The 18849-nt window shown below is 53.8% G+C and carries 14 protein-coding genes and 1 tRNA gene; 9 read left to right on the top strand and 6 right to left on the bottom strand.

The genetic code is table 11. The features are described from left to right. The first annotated feature begins 202 nt into the window (after positions 1 to 202). The 7 genes from CXF97_RS05705 to CXF97_RS05675 are packed head-to-tail and all read left to right on the top strand — an operon-like array spanning position 203 to position 12121. Complete coding sequence (locus CXF97_RS05705; RefSeq protein ID WP_099315379.1) at positions 203 to 862, top strand: VWA domain-containing protein; 660 nt, start codon at positions 203 to 205, stop codon at positions 860 to 862. Next, complete coding sequence (locus CXF97_RS05700) at positions 862 to 1554, top strand: PP2C family serine/threonine-protein phosphatase (RefSeq protein ID WP_101157018.1); 693 nt, start codon at positions 862 to 864, stop codon at positions 1552 to 1554. The genes CXF97_RS05705 and CXF97_RS05700 overlap by 1 nt, the downstream gene beginning before the upstream one ends. 5 nt (positions 1555 to 1559) lie before the next feature. Further along, on the top strand, positions 1560 to 2963 hold the full coding sequence (locus CXF97_RS05695) for a lipopolysaccharide kinase InaA family protein (RefSeq protein WP_101157016.1): 1404 nt from the start codon (positions 1560 to 1562) through the stop codon (positions 2961 to 2963). A gap of 6 nt (positions 2964 to 2969) precedes the next feature. Then, positions 2970 to 6368 (top strand): DEAD/DEAH box helicase, encoded by a 3399-nt coding sequence (locus CXF97_RS05690; protein WP_101157014.1) that lies wholly within the window; start codon positions 2970 to 2972, stop codon positions 6366 to 6368. Beyond that, positions 6352 to 7842 (top strand): hypothetical protein, encoded by a 1491-nt coding sequence (locus CXF97_RS05685; protein ID WP_101157012.1) that lies wholly within the window; start codon positions 6352 to 6354, stop codon positions 7840 to 7842. Before CXF97_RS05690 ends, CXF97_RS05685 begins: the two co-directional genes overlap by 17 nt. Further along, entirely contained in the window at positions 7842 to 10289 is a 2448-nt protein-coding gene (locus CXF97_RS05680; protein ID WP_101157010.1) for an AAA family ATPase, read from the top strand. Before CXF97_RS05685 ends, CXF97_RS05680 begins: the two co-directional genes overlap by 1 nt. Beyond that, complete coding sequence (locus tag CXF97_RS05675; protein ID WP_256589699.1) at positions 10289 to 12121, top strand: hypothetical protein; 1833 nt, start codon at positions 10289 to 10291, stop codon at positions 12119 to 12121. Before CXF97_RS05680 ends, CXF97_RS05675 begins: the two co-directional genes overlap by 1 nt. Positions 12122 to 12412: 291 nt before the next feature. Here CXF97_RS05675 and CXF97_RS05670 read toward each other — a convergent pair whose 3' ends face one another. Together CXF97_RS05670 and CXF97_RS05665 are read right to left on the bottom strand one after the other, a co-directional pair. Then, a complete protein-coding gene (locus tag CXF97_RS05670) occupies positions 12413 to 12802 on the bottom strand; it encodes a hypothetical protein (RefSeq protein WP_256589698.1) in 390 nt (129 codons plus the stop codon). A 187-nt stretch (positions 12803 to 12989) separates the two neighbouring features. Beyond that, positions 12990 to 13604, bottom strand: a complete 615-nt coding sequence (locus tag CXF97_RS05665) for a hypothetical protein (RefSeq protein WP_101157006.1) — start codon at positions 13602 to 13604, stop codon at positions 12990 to 12992. 135 nt (positions 13605 to 13739) lie between these two features. Here CXF97_RS05665 and CXF97_RS05660 point away from each other — a divergent pair, with 135 nt between their 5' ends. Then, a complete protein-coding gene (locus CXF97_RS05660) occupies positions 13740 to 13964 on the top strand; it encodes a helix-turn-helix domain-containing protein (RefSeq protein ID WP_010431177.1) in 225 nt (74 codons plus the stop codon). A gap of 437 nt (positions 13965 to 14401) precedes the next feature. On the opposite strand, the gene CXF97_RS27925 is transcribed toward CXF97_RS05660, so the two are convergent. Further along, the gene (locus CXF97_RS27925; protein ID WP_157830859.1) at positions 14402 to 15460 is read right to left on the bottom strand and encodes a site-specific integrase; all 1059 of its coding nucleotides are present in this window, start codon (positions 15458 to 15460) and stop codon (positions 14402 to 14404) included. Between the two features lie 280 nt (positions 15461 to 15740). Further along, on the bottom strand, positions 15741 to 16361 hold the full coding sequence (locus tag CXF97_RS05655) for a helix-turn-helix domain-containing protein (RefSeq protein ID WP_101157004.1): 621 nt from the start codon (positions 16359 to 16361) through the stop codon (positions 15741 to 15743). A gap of 393 nt (positions 16362 to 16754) precedes the next feature. Here CXF97_RS05655 and CXF97_RS05645 point away from each other — a divergent pair, with 393 nt between their 5' ends. Then, positions 16755 to 17336 carry a hypothetical protein gene (locus CXF97_RS05645; RefSeq protein WP_101157099.1) on the top strand — a complete coding sequence of 194 codons (582 nt, stop codon included), beginning with the start codon at positions 16755 to 16757 and terminating at the stop codon, positions 17334 to 17336. On the opposite strand, the gene CXF97_RS05640 is transcribed toward CXF97_RS05645, so the two are convergent. Both CXF97_RS05640 and CXF97_RS05635 read right to left on the bottom strand, forming a co-directional pair. Then, positions 17337 to 18410, bottom strand: coding sequence for a site-specific integrase (locus tag CXF97_RS05640; protein WP_101157000.1), 1074 nt, complete (start codon positions 18408 to 18410; stop codon positions 17337 to 17339). Positions 18411 to 18524: 114 nt separating this feature from the next. Further along, positions 18525 to 18601, bottom strand: a tRNA-Arg gene (locus CXF97_RS05635). Between the last annotated feature and the right edge of the window lie 248 nt (positions 18602 to 18849).

Raw genomic sequence — 18849 nt, 5'->3', positions numbered from 1 at the left:
TGCCAGTGACATGTTCTACGAAGAGTCTTTAGCGCTGACTGGAAGTAACAAATGAGTTACCAAATGGTAAATAAGTTTACTTAACTTAGTTGTGTGTAATCTGAAATAAACCACTCAAGCCTATGAAATATATGCGTTTTATTTTTTTGGCATGAAACGCGCAAGGTGTGGATGTCTCTTATTTGAAACAGGGAAAGTGCTAATGTCAGAACTGAAGAAATTCCAAGTCCAAACCGCTCGCCCGCTGCCGATCATCGTATTGGCTGACACCAGCGGCAGCATGGCGGTAGACGGCAAGATTGAGGCCCTGAATAAAGGGCTCAAGGACATGATCGCCAGCTTTTCCAGCGAGAGTCGTCTTCGCGCAGAGATCCAAGTCAGTGTGATCACTTTTGGTGGTAGCCAAGCTGAGCTGAATTTGCCGCTGACACCGGCTCACCAGTTGCAGAGCTTTACACCATTGGTGGCAGAGGGTATGACCCCGCTGGGTGGAGCTCTCTCGCTAGCCGGCCAAATGATCGAAGACGCTACCCGCGTCTATACACCGGTTGTCGTGTTGGTATCTGATGGCTACCCCAATGATGATTGGGAAGTGCCTTTTGCTCGCCTGATCAATGGCGAGCGCTCCTCTAAAGCCACTCGCTTTGCCATGGCCATTGGCGCCGATGCGGATGAGCAGATGCTCCGTGACTTCGCCAACGACCCCGAAGCGCCATTGTTTCGTGCCGAGAATGCTCGAGACATTCACCGTTTTTTTCGGGCAGTGAGCATGAGTGTCAGTGCTCGGAGTCAGTCCGCTACGCCCAATCAATCAACCCCCCTACTGATACCAAGCGCCGACGATCAAGACTGGGAGTTCTGATGCGCCTGCTGGGAGGCGGTGCGTCGGTGCGAGGTCCGGCGCATCAACTGGACGGCACGCCTAATCAAGACGCCCTTTGTGTCAGCGGTTTGCGCGGCGGTTGGTGTATTGCCGTGGCAGATGGGTTAGGCAGTCGCCCACTCAGCCATTTTGGCTCTCGAAAGGTCGTTCAGCTCTTCAGGCAAATAGCCCGTCAGAGACAAAGCGTGCCGCATGGCGCGATAGCCTCAGCCTTGCGCGATGCTTGGCTTGCCCACTTTGGTGACCGTTACAGGGCCTATGAAACAACATGCCTCTGGGCTCAGGTAGATGCTTCTGGGAGAGGTGTGGTTGGTCAGGTGGGCGATGGTTTGCTGCTTGTTAGAAGCCTGGGCGTGTTCAAGGTGCTGACTAGCCAGCGTCTGGGCTTCAGCAATCAGACCACTACCTTGGCGCAGGCAGATTCTAACGGAAGCTACAGCGCCGATCTCGAGCTCAGTCAGCCAGGAGACGGGGTGGTGCTGATGACAGATGGCATATCGGATGACCTGATCCCTGAACAGCTTGAGCCATTTTTCGATGCGATCTATCAGCGTCATTTGCGCAGCAGCAGGCGCGGTATGCGCCATTGGCTAACTCGAGAGCTGCACGGATGGACCACGCCCCGTCATGGCGATGACAAGACTATCGCTGGAATATTCTTAACGGATTGAAGCAGATGACCGCTACTACGACAGTGCAGCAGAAGCGCCTGGTGCAAGATACCAAAGGCTCAGTATACGAGCTGAGGGAAGAGTTGAGCCGAGGCGGGCAGGGAATCGTTTATCGGACACAGTACCCGCAGGTTCTGATCAAGGGTTTTACGAAGAAGGACGAGCACGCCCGCCTTCGCTGGCAGCAACATATCGCCTGGCTGGTGAATCTGGATCTAGGCGGACTGAAACTCGCCAGACCGCTGGCGCTTCTAGCAGCTCCACGTTTTGGCTATGTCATGGAACTTATGGATGGGTTGGTGCCATTACAAAGTCTGCTCGATAGCTTCGTAAATGCCGAAGAGGCTGCATCTGCCGATTATCTGCGGCAGGGTGGCTTGCGACGTCGCATTCGTATTCTGGGCCAGTTGGCCAGAACACTGAATCAACTTCATACGCGTGGCATGCTTTATGGCGATCTATCCCCGAGCAACATTTTCGTGTCGGATGACCCTGAACATGCAGAGACCTGGCTGATCGATTGCGACAACATCAGCCTGGATGCACATAGCGGTCTGACCGTGCACACAGCCGACTATGGGGCGCCTGAGGTGGTGCGTGGAGATGCGCTTCTTTCCAGCCTGACGGATAGCTGGAGCTTCGCCGTCATCGCCTATCAGCTGCTTACCCACAATCACCCCTTCAAGGGCGAGCTGGTCTGTGATGGGGAGCCCGAGGAAGAGGAAGCCGCTCTACGGGGTGAGCGTCCTTGGGTTAACGATACGCAGGACGATGCCAATCAGTCCTTTGCCAACCTGCCTCTTCAATTGATTGAGCACAGCACGCTGCCTGCGCTTTTTAGCCGCTGCTTTGAACAGGGACTTCATCGCCCTAGCGAGCGCCCGAGCATGGCCGAGTGGCTTGAGGCTCTGGTTGAGATTGATGAGCGCACCTATTGCTGCGCGGGTTGCGGCAGTACCAGCCTGCTGCCAGTGGATGTGAATTCTGTCGACGACGCTTCGTGCTTTTTCTGCGATGAGCCTGCGGATACTCGCTTGGTGCTTTTTGAGGAGTTCATTGCTTTGCCTGCTGAGTCGCAGGCTTCCTCTGATACACCTGCCCAGATGATCGCAACGGGCCGAAAGGTCTGGCTGCAGCCGGGGGGCGAGGTGGAGCTCAAGCGGCTACTACCAACTTTCAGCTATGACCAATGGCCTGCCGACCACATCCGTATCGAGTATGGCGAGAAGGGGCTGGGTATTCACCCGCTGCCGCAGCGCAAGCTGTATATCCAACGGGGAGCGGCGACGAAGCCACTGGAGCGTTATCAAGGCCTCAAGGAAAGTCTGCGCGGACAGCATGCAGAGCCTTACCAGATCCATGTCGGCGAACTGGACCGATCCCATGTAATTTGGCAGTTCAGGTGGTGATCGCGCATGGAATTTAAAGACTTCCCGATGCTATCCGAAGATGTGCTACCGCTCTCTACGGATGAGCGCATCGATACCCTTCAGGCTGGTCAGGCGATTTTCCTGCAGGGCTATCAGGATGAATGGCTCGCAGCGCAGGGTGACGCACGCATCAGGGTCAAATGCTCTGCGGCTGATCATGGCCTGTTTAGCCGCTTGGTACTGCGTGACCAGACCCGTTGGCTGCTGACTAGTAAACAAGGCGGCAAGCTCCTGATGCAGTACTGCGCACCTGTCGAAGTATCCGCCATGCAACTTGAACTGGGTGTCGACGAGTTGCTTGCCGATGAGCTCTACACCAAGCAGGAGATCGCCGATAACAGCATCGACCTTGCCTGCCGCTGGTTCGCAGAGCAGTTTCTGGTGAGCGGGCAGTCCGAAGGTGACTGGCTCAGCGTCGCCAGGTTTAGCAACAGCACCTCCAAAGGTAGTTTCCAGTTGCTGGGCAAGGGCTGGCGCGCCGACGTGGAACAGCGGCAGGACCGTGGGCTGCTGATCAAACGTGTTACTCGCCACTCTCGTCGTGACAGTGCATTTTCATTGCTGATTGGCCAGTTTGAATTTCGTGACGCCTCTGTCGCAACGTCTCTCAACAGCGCCAGTCAGCAAGCGTTGTTGGATGCCGCTTTACGCGACAACGCCAGCTATTTGGAGTTGTGGAACCTCTACAACGATAAAGAGTGGCAGGGTGAGTTGATGAAGGCAGAGACCTTACGTTCTCTGCGTTATGTGCATTGTCAAGGGGATGAAGAAGGGCGTGAAAATATTTGGCGTCTGACGCCGAAATCTCAAGACGACTATAGAGAGTTCAGAGAGCGCTGGCGCAATCTTGAGTTGGCCGCTGATACCCAAGTTGACCTAGGTGATGAGCGACCTGACTGGTTGGAAGAGCTTTCCACTGAGGAAACGAAGACAGCTGCAAATACACCAAGAGGTACCTTACGGTTCGAGCCCGATTGTGTGGTTTTCAAACCGGCCTCTAGTAAGCGTGACGTTCGTCCAAAGCAGGGCGAAGGGTGGCTGTATCTGTCATTGGCTGGCCAGCGCTCTGTAGGCAAGCGCCGTCTTGCTGCCAAACAATCGATTGACTCAGGCAAGCGACTGCCGCAATTGAAATGGCTGCTGGAGGGAGTGGCGGTGCCTGCGGCAAGGCGCCGGACCATCGAAGGACTTACACCTTATGTGCTGGAGGCCTTTAATGGGGGGGAGCCTACAGAGAGGCAAAAGCTGGCTCTGGTAAGCGCACTTAATACCCCTGATCTCGCGATCATTATCGGCCCGCCTGGTACAGGGAAGACGCAGGTAATTGCGGCATTGCAACGCCGTCTGGCCGAGGTGGCAGAGGAGCGGAATATAGCCTCGCAGGTTTTGATCAGCAGCTTTCAGCACGATGCGGTCGACAACGCGCTGGATCGCAGCGATGTCTTCGGGTTGCCCGGGGCTCGTGTGGGCGGTAAGCGCGGCACCCATGATGAGGCGGCGCTGATTGATCCATGGCTGGAGCGGCAAGCGGTCCACTTGCAAGAGAAGATAGCCGCAGAGTATTGCAAGTACCCTGAACTGGAACTGGTAAGGGGGCTATCAGTCAAGCTGGCACTTGCCCGAGTTTCAGGTGCATTACCCGCTCAACAAGCTCAAGCATTCGAGAGCATTCTGGATGGTTTACGCGACTTGGATCAGCGAGGCGTGGTATTGCCGCCCAAGCTTGAAAGCCAGCTTGAGGACTATGTCGCGAAGTTAAAGCAACAGGCGCCGAGCCCTACCGGGAGCCGGCTGGATGTCCAGGCCTTGCGACATATCCGAGCACTGCGTGTCGAGACATCCTCATTCGCCGACGATGGCCCGGATCGAGCATGGGATCTGCTCAACTGGTTGAGGCGCCACGGTCAGAACTGCCGCGCCGAGCTACTGGCCTTGCTGCAAGAGGCGGCAGACAGCTCTGAGCTGGCTGAGCCGACCTTGCATGCACTCGCAGATTGCCAGACCAGCCTGCTTGAGCAGTATTTGCCGGACTATCGGCCTGCAGAACTGAAGCGTCAGGCGGACCCCGAAGGTCTGGCTCTGCTGGACGATATCGACCGACATCTGGAGGGCAAGCTTCGGCAGCGCAAGCAAGGCGTCGCCTGGGTGCTGGAGCAACTTGCCGATGGCTTGGCAGTTGATCGCCATGCAGCCAAGGCCGTGGTCAACGAATACTCCATGGTAGTGGGAGCAACCTGTCAGCAATCGGCTGGTCGGCAGATGGCAAGTCTGAAGTCGGTGGCGGGCTTCGATAGCACCGAAATCGAATTCGATACCGTGGTCATCGACGAGGCCGCTCGTGCCAACCCCTTGGACCTGTTTGTGCCGATGGCCATGGCCAAACGTCGCATCGTCTTGGTGGGGGATGACCGGCAGCTACCGCACATGCTCGAGCCAGACATTGAGGGGAAGTTGCAAGAGGAACATGCCCTGACAGAGCTGCAACTTGCTGCGTTTCGGTCCAGCTTGTTCGAGCGCATGCGCATAAAGCTGCGGGATTTGGATGTGCCGGGCTCGATTCCTCGGGTGGTGATGCTGAATACCCAGTTCCGTATGCATCCGATACTAGGCGATTTCATCAGCAAGCAGTTCTACGAGTCTGTTGGCCTGGAAGTCCTCGATTCTGGTAAGGGGGCGGAAGAATTTGCTTTCACTCGCGAGTTTCTCGACGGTCTGGGCCTATCGGCAGAGCATTATCGCGAACATGTTTGTCAGTGGCTCGACGTCCCTGCAGCGCAAGGCCGGGATCAGCACCGGGAAGGCACCCGCAGCCGAATCAGGGAAAGCGAAGCTAAACGCATTGCTGAGGAAGTTGTAAAGCTTCTGAGGGCCGGTGGCGATGTCTTGTCGATTGGCATCATCACCTTTTATGCGGCACAGCGAGATCTGATCATGGAGAAGCTTGCCCAGCATCAGATCGACGGTGTGCCGTTGATGGAGCGACGTGACGGCACATACGAGCCACATGAGCACTTCAAATGGGCTAGAAAGGTCCGCAGTGACGGAACGGTTAGTGTCGAAGAGCGTCTGCGCGTCGGGTCTGTCGATGCTTTCCAAGGCAAGGAATTTGATGTGGTGCTGCTGTCGTGTGTTCGTACTTACCAGCAAATGAAGGCGGGTAATGATGCTGGCGATCAAGCGCTTGATCATGAACAACAGCTGAACCGCCAGTTTGGCTTTCTACGATTACCAAACCGTATGAACGTGGCAATGAGTCGTCAAAGGCAAATGCTGATCTGTGTGGGAGATGCGAGTTTGGCGACCAGTCCGGATGCCGAGGTAGCGGTGCCGGCCTTAGCCGCGTTGTATAAACTTTGCGGAGGTGAGCATGGCTGTATTCGCTGAGACCCGCTCATATCTGAAGTTTGGCGCGGCTCCAAGAGGGGCTAAAAAGCCTGTCCTCTGGCCGGTTTTAGTGCATCGCGTGCTATACCCCGAGGCTAAACGGCCTCTGCTGAATCTTTTTCAGCGTGCAGTGTTTGGTCTTATCCGTGCGCGTACCAGCCATCCCGAGATCATTGCCGAGCTAACTGGACTTCATCTGAATTTGATCAAGCTGGTGCTTGCACAGGGCATTAGCAATGGGTGGTTAGTTGATGGTGCGAGTGCGCTGACTCCCAAGGGCGAAAAGACCCTGAATGATGAGGCGGAAGGCGATGGCAACCTTAAATCTGGCTACTTGCTACAAGACGCTCTGACCGGAAAGTTCTGGCCGCGGTTGATTGCAGAGATCAATCAGGTCGAGCCCAGAGATCCTTTGGCTCGGTATCCAGAGTTCACGGATGAAAGAAAAACCGGTCGTACGATCAAACCCTTCATGATCCCAAGCGGGAAATCCGACTTGCCAGCCCTTGATCACGAATCCTTGATGCTGGCTTACCGGGATTATCGGGAAGACTATCGAGCCAACCAACAACTTGACCAGGGTAGTTGGGTACTTAGGCAAATCAGTCTGCAGGGGGGGCAGCGACTTGATGATGCTCCTCAATCAGCGCGGGTTCTGGTTTGGATAACGGGGGATGCTTCCGGCCTTGAACTGTGGTCAGTCAGGGATCCGTTTGAGCTCCGAGAAAATGCCTGGTGGCTGCAGAGCACCCTGCGGCAGGTGATCGATCGTGACCCAAAACTGGTGGCCCGATTGGAGTCATTAGTGGGTATGGCGCGTGCGGACGATCAGACGGTGGAGCAGTGGCTGGAGGCAGTGCGTAAGCAGGCTGAGCTGCAAGTTCTCATCGAATTCCCCTGGGTGGAACGCCAGCCCGATATCAAACGCCATTTAGCTGCACTGCTAGTGCGCAACGAGAAGCTTCATCAAGGTGATAGCCACGACCAAGAGTTGGACGCGGCGCTGATGGAGTGTCAGAAGCTACTGGAGGTCGTCATGCAGTGGCTAATTCGCACATATCCAGCGAACGTAGGGCAGTTACCAAAACTGCAGAGATCCGACCAGAAGCTCAATCAACGGATTCTCTTAGCGCTGCAGATCCCGGCCTTCACCGAGGGTGTTATCAGGCTGCTGGCTAGACAGAAGATTGATCAGGTTATCTGGGCTTGCTCCAAGCCTGAGTCCTCTCTTAAAGCGCTCACTTTTGCCGCAGCCATAGGCACTCTTAATACGCCGCAGCATCCGCTCATGGTGTTGGGTGATCGTGACCTTCAGCTGGATAAGCTTTTAGATCTTGCTGATCTGCGAAATCGAAGTAGTCACGCCCAGAGCAGCTTTACCGGACGAGAAACAACACAACTCACCCGTCAGATGGCGCTGGACAGCATTCAGTACGCCCTGAGCTTCACTGCATGTTTTAAGGAATGGATGTAATGGCGAAGAAGAACCCGAACAAATTTGGCTCGCCGCATATTCCGGCGGCACCTGTCATCACAGGAGCTTCACGTTCTTCACTGGAAAAGCTAGTTCCTGTCTGGAGCGCTTCATTTGAGAGTGCATCCAGAGTTTATCAGTCGTTTGATGTGAAGCTGGACATCCAGATCGATCAGGACTGGCTGCATAGCGTAATCGAGCGTCTTCAGCGCGACACCCATCTGGTCCGTTGGATTGAGCAGTTTGCAGATGTTTGCAGGGAGTTGACGAGATTCAAGGAACGCCTGCATGACGAGTACTCCGAGCGCTGGAATGCGGCCAATTTAATCGCTTCGGATGCTGAGCTGAGCAAGCAGGCGGTGACGGACCTGCAGCAGACGCTTGAGCTTGCCCGCGCAGACTTGGAGCGTGGCAAGGCGGATCTAGCGAGTGAGCAGCAGGTATTTGCTATTAGGAAGTCTGAGCTGCTGGATACTGAGCGCTCACTGAGTGTTCGTGAAGCAAACGCGCAAGCCAACTTCCTCGAGCAGAACGAAGAAGCGCTGCGTCAGCTCGAGGATCGTAAGCTTCAGTTGGCTCGGCAATCTGAAGCTCAATTGCAGCAGTTGCAGGAAGAGAAGCGCAAGCTGGATGCCGAGCTTTCGCAGACAGCCCGGCGTCTGGCGGAGGTCAAGTTTAATTGCACCGAGGAAGAGGCCGAGCGGATCAGGCAACTGGATCAACGTGAGCATGAAATCAACCAGAGTAAAATGAGACTCGATCGAGAGCGTAGCAGGCTTGATCGCGAGTGGGCTGATATCAAGGCTGCAGAGGATGAACTGGAGCTGCGTATCGCCACTGAGATGGATGCGGAGCGTGCTAGGCATGTCCAAGCGATTTCCAGTCTGGAGCGTCAGCGTGACAGTGCCTGGGATAAAGCCGAAAAGCTGAAGGAACAGTGGGCAGAGATTCAGGAGCTCAACCAGGCACTGGGTGAGCAATCGGGGGCTGAGATTCTCGAGCAGTTGGAAAACTTGAAGCATGACAATAGAGCCCTGAAGCGCGATCTGGAACAGTCTGACGCCACCGAGCTGCAAAGGGAGAATGAATATCTGCGTAGCAGCAAAGCTGATCTGGAGCGGGACATCTCAGTTCTTCGACCGGAGCTCGATGAGTTGCGGCGAGAGATGAGCATCAAGCGCGTTGCCTCGACTGAGTTGGAGGCTGTCGCGCGGGAGAAGCGTGTGCTGGAACAGCATAAAAACACGCTGGCTGTGCATATTGATGACCTTGAAAGCCGAATCCAGCAACTGACCAACTCCCAGAAAACGCAGACACCCTTCCCGGCCATGTCGCTTATGGATTCCGACCGTGAGTACAGGGCTAGCATGGATTTGGATGAGGTGCCTGACCTCAAAATATTTGCTGAGCAGTTGCAGCATCGGATTGCCCGAGCTGAGGAGCATGTAGAGCTGTTCTACCCCCTAGAAGATATCCGCGTGTTGCTTGGCGGCTTGGCCATGAGCCAGTTGCACGTCTTCCAGGGTATCAGCGGTACAGGCAAAACGAGTTTGGCCAAGGCTTTCACTAAAGCGATGGGTGGTTTTTGCACGGACATTGCCGTGCAGGCCGGCTGGCGCGATCGAGATGATTTGCTCGGGCATTACAACGCTTTTGAGCGGCGTTTTTATGAGAAGGATTGCCTGCAGGCGCTGTACAAAGCGCAGACGCCTCGTTGGCAGGATACCTGCAACGTCATCCTGCTGGATGAGATGAATCTCTCGCGGCCAGAACAGTACTTTGCTGAGTTTCTCTCGGCGCTGGAAAAGAACAACCGGGGCGAGCGCTTGATCAGTCTCTCCGAGACCGCGCTTCCCAATGCTCCCTCCATGTTGAGCGAAGGGCGAAAGATCCTGGTTCCAGAAAATGTGTGGTTCATTGGCACGGCCAACCACGACGAAACGACCAATGAACTGGCTGACAAAACTTACGATCGCGCCCATGTCATGACGCTGCCTAAGCAGGATCATCGCTTTGAAATCAAGGGAATGGAGCCGGCAAGCTACTCCTATCGCTCACTGCGCAAAGCGTTTACTAAGGCTCGGGCAGACCATAAGGAGGAGGTTGTCGAGTTGCTGCAGCGCTTGACGGGGGATGCCTTCACTGAGCAATTAGGTAGCCGGTTCGCGTTGGGATGGGGCAACCGTTTTGAAAAGCAGGCGTTGGATTTCATTCCGGTGATGCTGGCATGCGGTGCTTCCTCGGGAGAGGCGCTCGACCACTTGCTCTCCACACGTGTCATGCGCCAGGGCAAGGTCACAGGCCGCTATAACGTCGGCGTTGAAGCAGTCAGAAACTTGAGAGGCGCCTTAGAAGACTTCTGGGTCGAAGCTAGTCTTGACGGCGAGCCACAGAAGTCCATCGAATTGCTGGATGCGGATATTCGACGTTTGGACGGTCGACACTGATGTGGCTCGATCGACTCACTGGCGAGCAGTTCCGGCAGCTATCAGAAATCGTCGAGCCGGGCCGTTATCAGCACGCCGGTGATGGGCCAGCCTTCAATGGGCACACGCCGGTTTTTACTGGCGTTCTAGTGAGTGATGGAGGCGAACGCTGCCAGTTGGGCAATGAGGTGCACTCTTTCTCTTTATCCCCGCAAGCGCAATCTGCGGAAATAGAGACGTTGTGCAAAGCCGTAGCGGCGATTGATGTTGGCCTGTCTCAGGATCCGTTGATGTCTCCGCTGATGCCTGCCGCGATCATTGATACCCAGAGTCATCTTCTGCCGTTTGAGGAGCATTTGCTTGATGTAGTGCAACAAGGGCACCTGCACCAAATTTCGCAGAGGCCACGGCTGGATCTTCACTACGAGGATGAAGTCGCCGATGTCGCGCGGGCACGTAGATTGGCTAAAGGAGCCCTTGTTCATCTGGCATCCCATTCGGAGCTCTGGCAACGGCAGACACTTAGTGGGGTGATCCCCAAGAAGGTTTTGGCACGCTTCAGCGAGGATGACTACGGTATCTACGAAAACCGCATATACGCCCGGTTGCTTGATAAAACCGAGGGCCATCTACGGGGACGTCTGTCAGCGCTTAAGGGATTGCAGGCAACCTTGGATCAGGCACTGAAGTTCTACGAATCTGAGGGCGTTGATTTTCGTCTTTCTCGCGAGGTTTGCCGACTCTGGGGGATGACATTTGACCAAGCTGCAACCAGTAGGGTTTCTGAGTTGTTGAGCCAAACGTTGGAAACTGTAGAGTATTTGCACCGAGTCATTTCGGGGTTGCAGCAGAGTGGTGTGTACCTGTTGGTCAGCCGGCAAGCCCAGGTCGTGGGTGCGCTGCATTTGACTAACATCCTGAGTCATGACCCGCATTATCGGCATGTAGCCTTACTCTGGGATCTTCTGGGCCAAACGACGATGGCTACTCGAAGCAGCCCTGAAGAGCGGTTCAGTCATAATCAGTGGTTGGCTGATGCCTACTCACGTTATGCCGGTCTAGTGCTGCGTCATGCGCTACGCCCATATCTGCCTGATCAAGACGAGGGCATCTGGGCGGGCAGATGTATACGTCTTCAGCAGAGCGGGTTGGATTGGCAATTGGTCAGCGTTGTTTCAGGTGAGCATGCTTGTGAGGAAGTTCTTCTCACTATAGTGCCATGGTTAACCGATGCGCATTTGTTGGATGAAACTCTGCAGCTTCCTCTGGAGAGATTCATCGCTTGGCCTGCTATTCGACAGCAGCCTCAACAGGCTGCATATCAGGGGCAGTGGATTGCTCTGTCACCATCTGACATGTACTGCGTGGAGCGCTTTGGCCAGCTCGTTGATACAGCCCTTTACCGTATGGTGTTGCGATCTTACGGCCAGCCGCTAACCAAAATTCCGGTGAAGGTACTGGCTTTGGCTGGCGGTATTCATGGGCTGCATGTTGATCATCAGAGTCACACATTTGAGGTGAGGGAAGCCGTCTCAGAAGGCTCGATTGCTGTGCTCAAACATGCACTCATCGCGGCTAACTCAACTCGGCAAGCGGAAGCCCTGGAGCAACACAATCAAGAAATCGTTGCCTTGGAAAAATGCCCTGTTTGTGGCGCTAAGGCGAATCTATTTTTTCAAAGTCCTCTCGGCTTTCGAGCAAACTGCGATAGCTGCGGCACTGACCGCTACCTACGTCGCAAGGGCGATCAACTCGTGTTTGACCAAAGCGTCTCAGATTGCAGGGATTTTGCTGCTCTAGGCCGCAGAGCATTTTCTATAGATATTACGCGGGTGGCGATTTCCACTCGCTAGAGATCGTGTCAATTATCCTTCCGGCTTCGTTTTGGCTCGGCATCTAGTGATCGCCGTCGGGGAAGCTATTGACGACGGCGTTAAGCCGAATAATGGGTAAAAAATAGCGGCAGAATTAGGGTATTGCTGCTTGAAACAGAAATGAACGGCCTATCAACTCCTTGCGGACTCAAGTTTTCCAGCATAAAGCACCGCCCCGCGGGCTCTCAGCGGACTGCTGGTGGGGTAGTCTCACGTCGATATCATGGTTGAACCCAAGTCGGTGGTAGCACCTCTCTCATTGCAAGATCATTAGCCGTCTTTACCGAGCTTCAACTTACCGAGTTTTTGCAAACGCTCACGCATATATGCGCCATCCCGCTTCATTTCAGCGCGCAAGTCCTCTATCTCTTCCGGTGAAAGAGAAAACAAGGTCCGGGGCGGCGGCTCTTTACTAGTTCTTTGATCATCGACCTTTTCCGGATCGAATTGCCCTCTATCGAATTTCATTCCATGGACCTCTACAAAATCGAAATCAGCGTGACACTCACGGCCCCAAGGGTCATGCACCCACAAATCTCCATATCCGTCCCTTACGACGTAGTAGTCGCCGGGATCGTTTCTGACTATTAGGGGAGCTACGCTGTGAAATTCTTGTGCTTCAGCATCGAAGCGCCATGCGTACTGCATTCGTTCTAACAAATGGCCTCCTTACTAATTTTGCTGCTCGAAGCATTTCGGCAGACTGTGGTAAAGGCGAATGAACGCATCATGGGCTTTTTCGATCATCCTCTCAGATAAAAGCAGTTAGTTATCCATCAAAACGAGGGGGATATCAGGGACCATGAGCATCTTCAGAGTCGTTATCTGCCAACCAGACGCCTCATGCCTAGCCATTGAAAAGCACATTGCACCGGGTACACCACTCTTGTGCTGCGCGCTGACTCATTGGAAAGCGTAGGGTCGGATGGCTTGCATCAGCAACCGTCAAAACCAGTGCGAAGTCTTTAAGTCGACGTGTGCGCTGGAATGTTGGAACGCTCATGCCTGTCGCGTTGACGACTCGGGCACTGCCTCCCATCTCCACCGCCTCAACCTCCCGCCATTCGCAATGCCAGCCCATGACCCACGAGAAGTCTCGGATTCGATAATCCCCAGTCGCACTTTGGCATTGGGCGAGCTTCTTCTTGGTTTGGTCAAATACTATGAATGCCGGGCTTGGATAGCCGAGCAACTGGGTACCGTCGAGGCCCAAGCATTCCTGATGGTTGACAGAGGCGACGAGTGATTTCGCTCGTTTTTGCTGTTGTACCAAACACCACATCGCGAGACAGAGAATTGAAACGACTACTAGGAAAAATTGAAATACGTCGGTTGTCCGGTTCTCACTCGAAAGGGCCATGGCCAGTGATGACCCTATTGTCGCGAGTCCTGATAGGCCCGCTGCAGGTATCGCGATACCACTGGCTAGGCGGATCCCCGCGATCTTCAAAGCATTTTTCATAGCTACCTCCAATGTCACTCATAGAGGACATGCTAGGGTATGTTTTTACATTTGTCACTTATAGAGCGTGAACTCATAGGGCGTGGTCCTATAGTAGGGGTACTCATAGCATCCTCTCCTTTACGGGAGAGAATAATGGCGATTGACCCACGTACCGCCTTCGGCTTGCGGCTGATTGAGATCAGGAAGGCGAAAGGTTGGTCGCAGGAGCGATTAGCGCTGGAAAGCGGCTTGGCGCGCAGCTATCTCGGGGGCGTGGAGCGTGGGCAGCGCAATATTGCATTGTTGAACATCTACAAGCTTGCAGAGGCCTTGGCAGTCACGCCAGGATCACTGATGGATTCCGCTGCGGCGAAATAAGTGCTTTCAGCGATAGTCTCTTCTGGTCTGAGGAGTAGGGTACTCCTCCGAGCCTCAAAGGCTGTGCACAACATCCGCTAGTGGCGGCAACCCGTCACTGGGACGCAATTGGGATTCAGGTCAAGAAGGGTTGGACGCATTGAAAGCATAGGTTGTCCCCAAGGCCGCAGAGACTGATTTCTAACGAAATCAGTCTCTGCGGCCACATTCTTTGTGCTGGGCAGAGCCAGCACAAAGAATGTATGAAATCGCTGGGGACAAAAAATCAGGATGTTGCGTCCAAGGTAAATCAGCCACAACAGTGTGTAAGCATTGTGGCTGGAATGTGTCGTTAGTATGGTAAAACTTCGGTTACATTGTGGCAGGAATGTGTGCCTATGATGGTAGGATTGTGGTGAGAGTGTGGAAGGTTTGGTTGTTCTATTCCTAATGAGTTACTAAGGCTCTATTGATTCCGGGGCCGATTGACGCCGAGGATCTGTCGTAAACGTTCGAACCGGATTGGTCGCCACTATAGCTAAAGGAGTCAAGCCATATTTGCCACCCTGGCTTGCTGTTCCATAGGTGCGCCGGGTTTTTGCGGAAGCATGTCCTAAGCCACGGCTAACGCTATCTCCGTCGGTGAAAGCTTTCATATCAGCCGCCCATTGGTGCCGAAAACAGTAAGCCGTGACGGACTGTTTGTGCTGTGGCCATAGGTCGTTGGCTATGCGTCGTACCTCAACCGTAAAATTCAACGCGCTCTCAATTTTTACTTCTTGTACCGGTACGTCGTCGCTGCAGTATGCGAATTTACATATTTCACGGACGAGTGGATGAGGATCATCCACACTGTATTTGATTATCCGCCATGATTGTCCTTGCCCGGATTTAACTTTGGCGCCTCGTATACAAAAAGCAATAAAATCTTCACCGGTCGTCGGATCTATTTCTCTACATACTGCCACGCCGTGTTGAAGCTCTGCGGGCCGGCAGCCTGTTAGAGAGGCCACTAGTATCGGTAAGGCATATTTTCCGTGGTCGGCGCGTTCATATAGGTCATGCCGCCAACTGGCGGGTAGTCCCCGGAGAGCCTGGCGTTTACTGCGGCGTTTACGTCTAGTATGTATGAAGCCAATGTCTTGTGATTCGCGTAATTGCATCAGTCGCCTTAAATGGAAATTAAGCTGATGTGTCAAATGTCTAGATTGGATCGCATCAGTTGTCTCGGCCAGGCGCGCCATCAGCAGTTCATGATGTTGTAGCAATGTATATTGAACGGCCGCTAGGCGCTTGTAAAAGGTGCTACTGCACTCCGTTGCTTGTAATACTTCCGACAATCCACCGGGTGTGTATAACGACCGTTTTATCAAAGTTGCAGCCAGTCTCAGGTATTCTTGAGTCGTTCTTTTTTGGGGGGCTTCGCGTTTCGCCGATCTCTTCTGCAGGCTAGATACAACTTTCTGGCACTCATCGGCTAATTGGTGCAGTGGTGCTTGTGGGTCTACTCTCATCATCACTTTGCTCCCTCCAACTAGAATGGCCAGCCTCGCAGTGGTTGTCCTATGGCAGCATCAATCATTGGTAAGGCTGAGTTTTTGACATCGGGGTGGCATACCGACTGGTCCGCACGGGGTACCTAAATCGAGTTTTCAAGCGTCCTCGGCCTTATGGTTTTTTCTCTTCTTGTATGGGTGACCCTGTGTCACCTCAAACCACGTTTCACATGACATGCAGTCAGCCGAAGCGATGCGGTACCTGTCCATATGTCATGTGACTGTCAGTCCTGTGTATAACTTACTCGTCGTTCCGATTGCGCTCATGTATTGCGCTTCGTATGGATAGGAGCTTATTGAAAAGGTCTGGATTGCTCTCAGCCAAATGGTCAAGGTCGGCTTGATTGATCTGGAAGCCGATATTGGTTTGTCTCTCAATGATCTGCAGGTGCTCGATATGTATGTGATGACCTTCAGTTTCTTTGCTAATTAGCATGCGCTTAAGCTCCTGCACCGCGTCTTTGATCTCGCCGGGCCGATACTTCCATTGCGCATGACCGCGGTGGCGACCCTGAGAGTCGCTGATCATTATTTTTTCAGTCAGCTGATACTGGTTGTACTTTCGAGCGCGTGATTTGGAAATATAGCCTTGGTCTTCGAGCGATTTTATTTTTCTCATAACCTGGCGCTCACTGATTCCTGCCTTCTTTGCGATCGTCTGAACTGAGGGGATTGATAATCCTGTTCTCAGATCACAATGGGATTTGATGACGCAGTAGACTGCGAAGGCATCTGGCCCCAGCTTCGAGAGCTCGTGTTCCACCATCGCCTGAAAAACGTGAAACCAGTGTGTATTGGATTTCAACCGATCCTCTGGGTCTTGGCGATCAATGGAATTTAGCGATATCTCCAGGCTGCTCATTTTCGTCCCTCCACCTGAGTCTTCTTGGTTGGACGTCCACCAGTATGGCGAGCGCTCGCATGTACCGGAGGGGGAATAAGTGCAGAAGTCGCCGCCGGTCCACCACGCATCCACTGCCTCAAGTCCCCGAGTCTCCATCTCAGGCGTGAAAGACCAGGAACAGGATCAAGACCTGGCAATTTCCGTTGACGCACTGTCAGCAAGCTGAAGCCGGTCAGCGCTGCTACCTCTGCTACGCCAACGAGAACGTCGTCCCCAAGCTTTTGGATTTTCAGAATGGTTTCGTAGTCTACTGTCATCTCGGTTCCGCTCGATTGGTCTGAAGTGACTCCAGTTTTCGCCAATCAAGCGCTCCATTTCTAGGACAGCTTTTTGGCAGGGGATATCGGCCTCATGAGCGCAAGCATTCAGTCGCAGCTGCTTTTACCTGACGTCCCAGATGAAGACGTTTCGAATTTCGTGGCGCTTGAAATGACAAGGCATCGAGAATCGGGACGAAAGAATTTCTTGGTTCGAGTGCCAGTAGACAGAGTCAAGCATCTGTTCGCGCTCATGTTGCGATCGTCAAAAATGTCAAAGATCTCGCTAGAAGATCAGCTGACAAGCATCACAGGGCTGGAAAATGGGAGGACCCTGCGGCGCTACGTTAGCGGTGAGGCCCATATGGCTTGGCCCACGTATCGAAGGATGTTGATGTGGGCGCTGGCCGAAGGCTGGATCAAGGATTACGTCTTTGGATTTTTGGTCATGGAGTCGTTCCATAGCGAAGCCGCGCAGCTCGCAGTGCGGGGGTTAATGGAAAAGACTAGGAGACAAGCTACAGAGATAATTTTAACGAAAGAAGAAATTATCAGTGCATTCAACACGGCTTACAGAGCCGGGGAGTTCGAACGTAATGCCATTGTCGTTCGTCGAGCCGAACTCAATAGTCAGTTTAAGGCGTTGGCTATCGAATTCGGTTTCCAGTTCGACTGATCAGGCCAGCTTCGCCGCCAGCTCCTCCGCAGTAATGTTGTAATACCGCTTCAGCATATTCACCTCCCGATGCCCCGTCACGCTAGCAAGCTCGATCAGATTCGGTAGCTTGGTCGCAAGCCGACAGGTCGCTTCATGCCGCAGGTCGTGAAAGCGCAGATTGATCAGGAAGTCTTCCTGAGGCCTGATCTGCGCTACGTCGCAATCTCCCAAGTATTTCAGCCTCGCACGCTCCAGACCTCTCACAAACGCCTTCTTGAGAGCATCAGCCGTGGTGGGAAAGACTCGCCCGCACAGCGAGCGCGGTAAATCCTTGAGCAACTGAATAGCTTTCGGTGAAAGCGGGACGGTTCTGGGCAGTCCGTTCTTCGTCGCTGGTAGATGCGCGGTTCTACGATCCAAGTTCACATGCTTCCAGCGCAGCTCGAAAATCTCACCTCGGCGCATCGCTGTCTCAATCGCCAGTTGGACGATGGGCCGTATCCAGGGATTGTGTGATGCATCGGCGTAGGTCCCATCAGCACGGCGCTCACGTAGTTCTAGGGCACCGAGCATGTATTGCTCTTCAATTGGGTCAAGCCGTCGCGAGCGCTCGTCGTTGTAGCTGGGACGGCTGACCATCCTGACTGGATTTTCCGCAAGGTGAATTCCCCATTCGCGGCGAGCGACCTCGATCACGCACTGAAACAAAGCCAGCTCACGCTTGACCGTATTGCCTTTGCGGATCTTCAGGCGCTCGTCACGGTAGCGGGCAAAATCTGAAGAGGTGAGGGTGGCAACGATGCGTGTCGCCAGTGGATGACGCTTGAGCGCTTCCAGGCGTTTGATTTCCGAATAGGCGCCTTTGTGCTTCGGAGCGATCTCGGAGATGTAGCGATCAATGAGTTGATGAAAGGCGGTGCGTTCAGCTTCGACCCGAGAGACAAAGATACCCCTGTCGATTTCGCTTTCGATCATGCGTGCCCAGGCTTGGGCATCGGATTTGGTTTCGAAGGTTTTGCGCTGGGCTGGATAGCCCTTACGGCGAATTTGCGCTTCCCACTGATACTCGCCGCGATTCCTGATTGTTGCCATTTCGACCATTCCCGCCACACTTGAGTGTGGCAAATTTGTGGCAAAAACGACTTTCAGGACTAGGACAGGTTTCTGGCAGTGGAGCTAACCCCTTGTAATACAAGGGATAGAAGGTGGTGCACCAGACGGGATTCGAACCCATGACCCCTGCCTTCGGAGGGCAGTACTCTATCCAGCTGAGCTACTGGTGCAGCGGGCGACATCATACCTAGGTCGGCTCGGGGCGTCCATGCCGGGTTTGGCGGGTTTTGTCAGTGTGCGTGTCGGCGCAAATCGCTGCATTCCTTAAAGCGGTAACGTCCTGCAAAACCCTCGCTTGGCGCTTTGCCGGGGTTGATCTATGGTTTTTCCTGCGGCAAGGGTTTTTGATGCGTTGATCTGAAAAGCGGCATTTTTGTTCTTTTTTTCGAACGACCTATTGTCCTTTACCCCCTTTGAA

The organism is Pseudomonas sp. Choline-02u-1, assembly GCF_002836515.1.
Lineage (GTDB): Bacteria > Pseudomonadota > Gammaproteobacteria > Pseudomonadales > Pseudomonadaceae > Aquipseudomonas.
This window is presented reverse-complemented; position numbering and strand designations above follow the sequence as displayed.

What these genes read in the sequence shown, in the direction of transcription:
- CXF97_RS05665 (WP_101157006.1), bottom strand. Translation starts at nt 13,604, where the DNA reads ATGAAAAATGCTTTGAAGATCGCGGGGATCCGCCTAGCCAGTGGTATC.
- CXF97_RS05695 (WP_101157016.1), top strand. Translation starts at nt 1,560, where the DNA reads ATGACCGCTACTACGACAGTGCAGCAGAAGCGCCTGGTGCAAGATACC.
- CXF97_RS05680 (WP_101157010.1), top strand. Translation starts at nt 7,842, where the DNA reads ATGGCGAAGAAGAACCCGAACAAATTTGGCTCGCCGCATATTCCGGCG.
- CXF97_RS05655 (WP_101157004.1), bottom strand. Translation starts at nt 16,361, where the DNA reads ATGAGCAGCCTGGAGATATCGCTAAATTCCATTGATCGCCAAGACCCA.
- CXF97_RS05705 (WP_099315379.1), top strand. Translation starts at nt 203, where the DNA reads ATGTCAGAACTGAAGAAATTCCAAGTCCAAACCGCTCGCCCGCTGCCG.
- CXF97_RS05660 (WP_010431177.1), top strand. Translation starts at nt 13,740, where the DNA reads ATGGCGATTGACCCACGTACCGCCTTCGGCTTGCGGCTGATTGAGATC.
- CXF97_RS05640 (WP_101157000.1), bottom strand. Translation starts at nt 18,410, where the DNA reads ATGGCAACAATCAGGAATCGCGGCGAGTATCAGTGGGAAGCGCAAATT.
- CXF97_RS05700 (WP_101157018.1), top strand. Translation starts at nt 862, where the DNA reads ATGCGCCTGCTGGGAGGCGGTGCGTCGGTGCGAGGTCCGGCGCATCAA.
- CXF97_RS05690 (WP_101157014.1), top strand. Translation starts at nt 2,970, where the DNA reads ATGGAATTTAAAGACTTCCCGATGCTATCCGAAGATGTGCTACCGCTC.
- CXF97_RS27925 (WP_157830859.1), bottom strand. Translation starts at nt 15,460, where the DNA reads ATGATGAGAGTAGACCCACAAGCACCACTGCACCAATTAGCCGATGAG.
- CXF97_RS05685 (WP_101157012.1), top strand. Translation starts at nt 6,352, where the DNA reads ATGGCTGTATTCGCTGAGACCCGCTCATATCTGAAGTTTGGCGCGGCT.
- CXF97_RS05645 (WP_101157099.1), top strand. Translation starts at nt 16,755, where the DNA reads ATGAGCGCAAGCATTCAGTCGCAGCTGCTTTTACCTGACGTCCCAGAT.
- CXF97_RS05675 (WP_256589699.1), top strand. Translation starts at nt 10,289, where the DNA reads ATGTGGCTCGATCGACTCACTGGCGAGCAGTTCCGGCAGCTATCAGAA.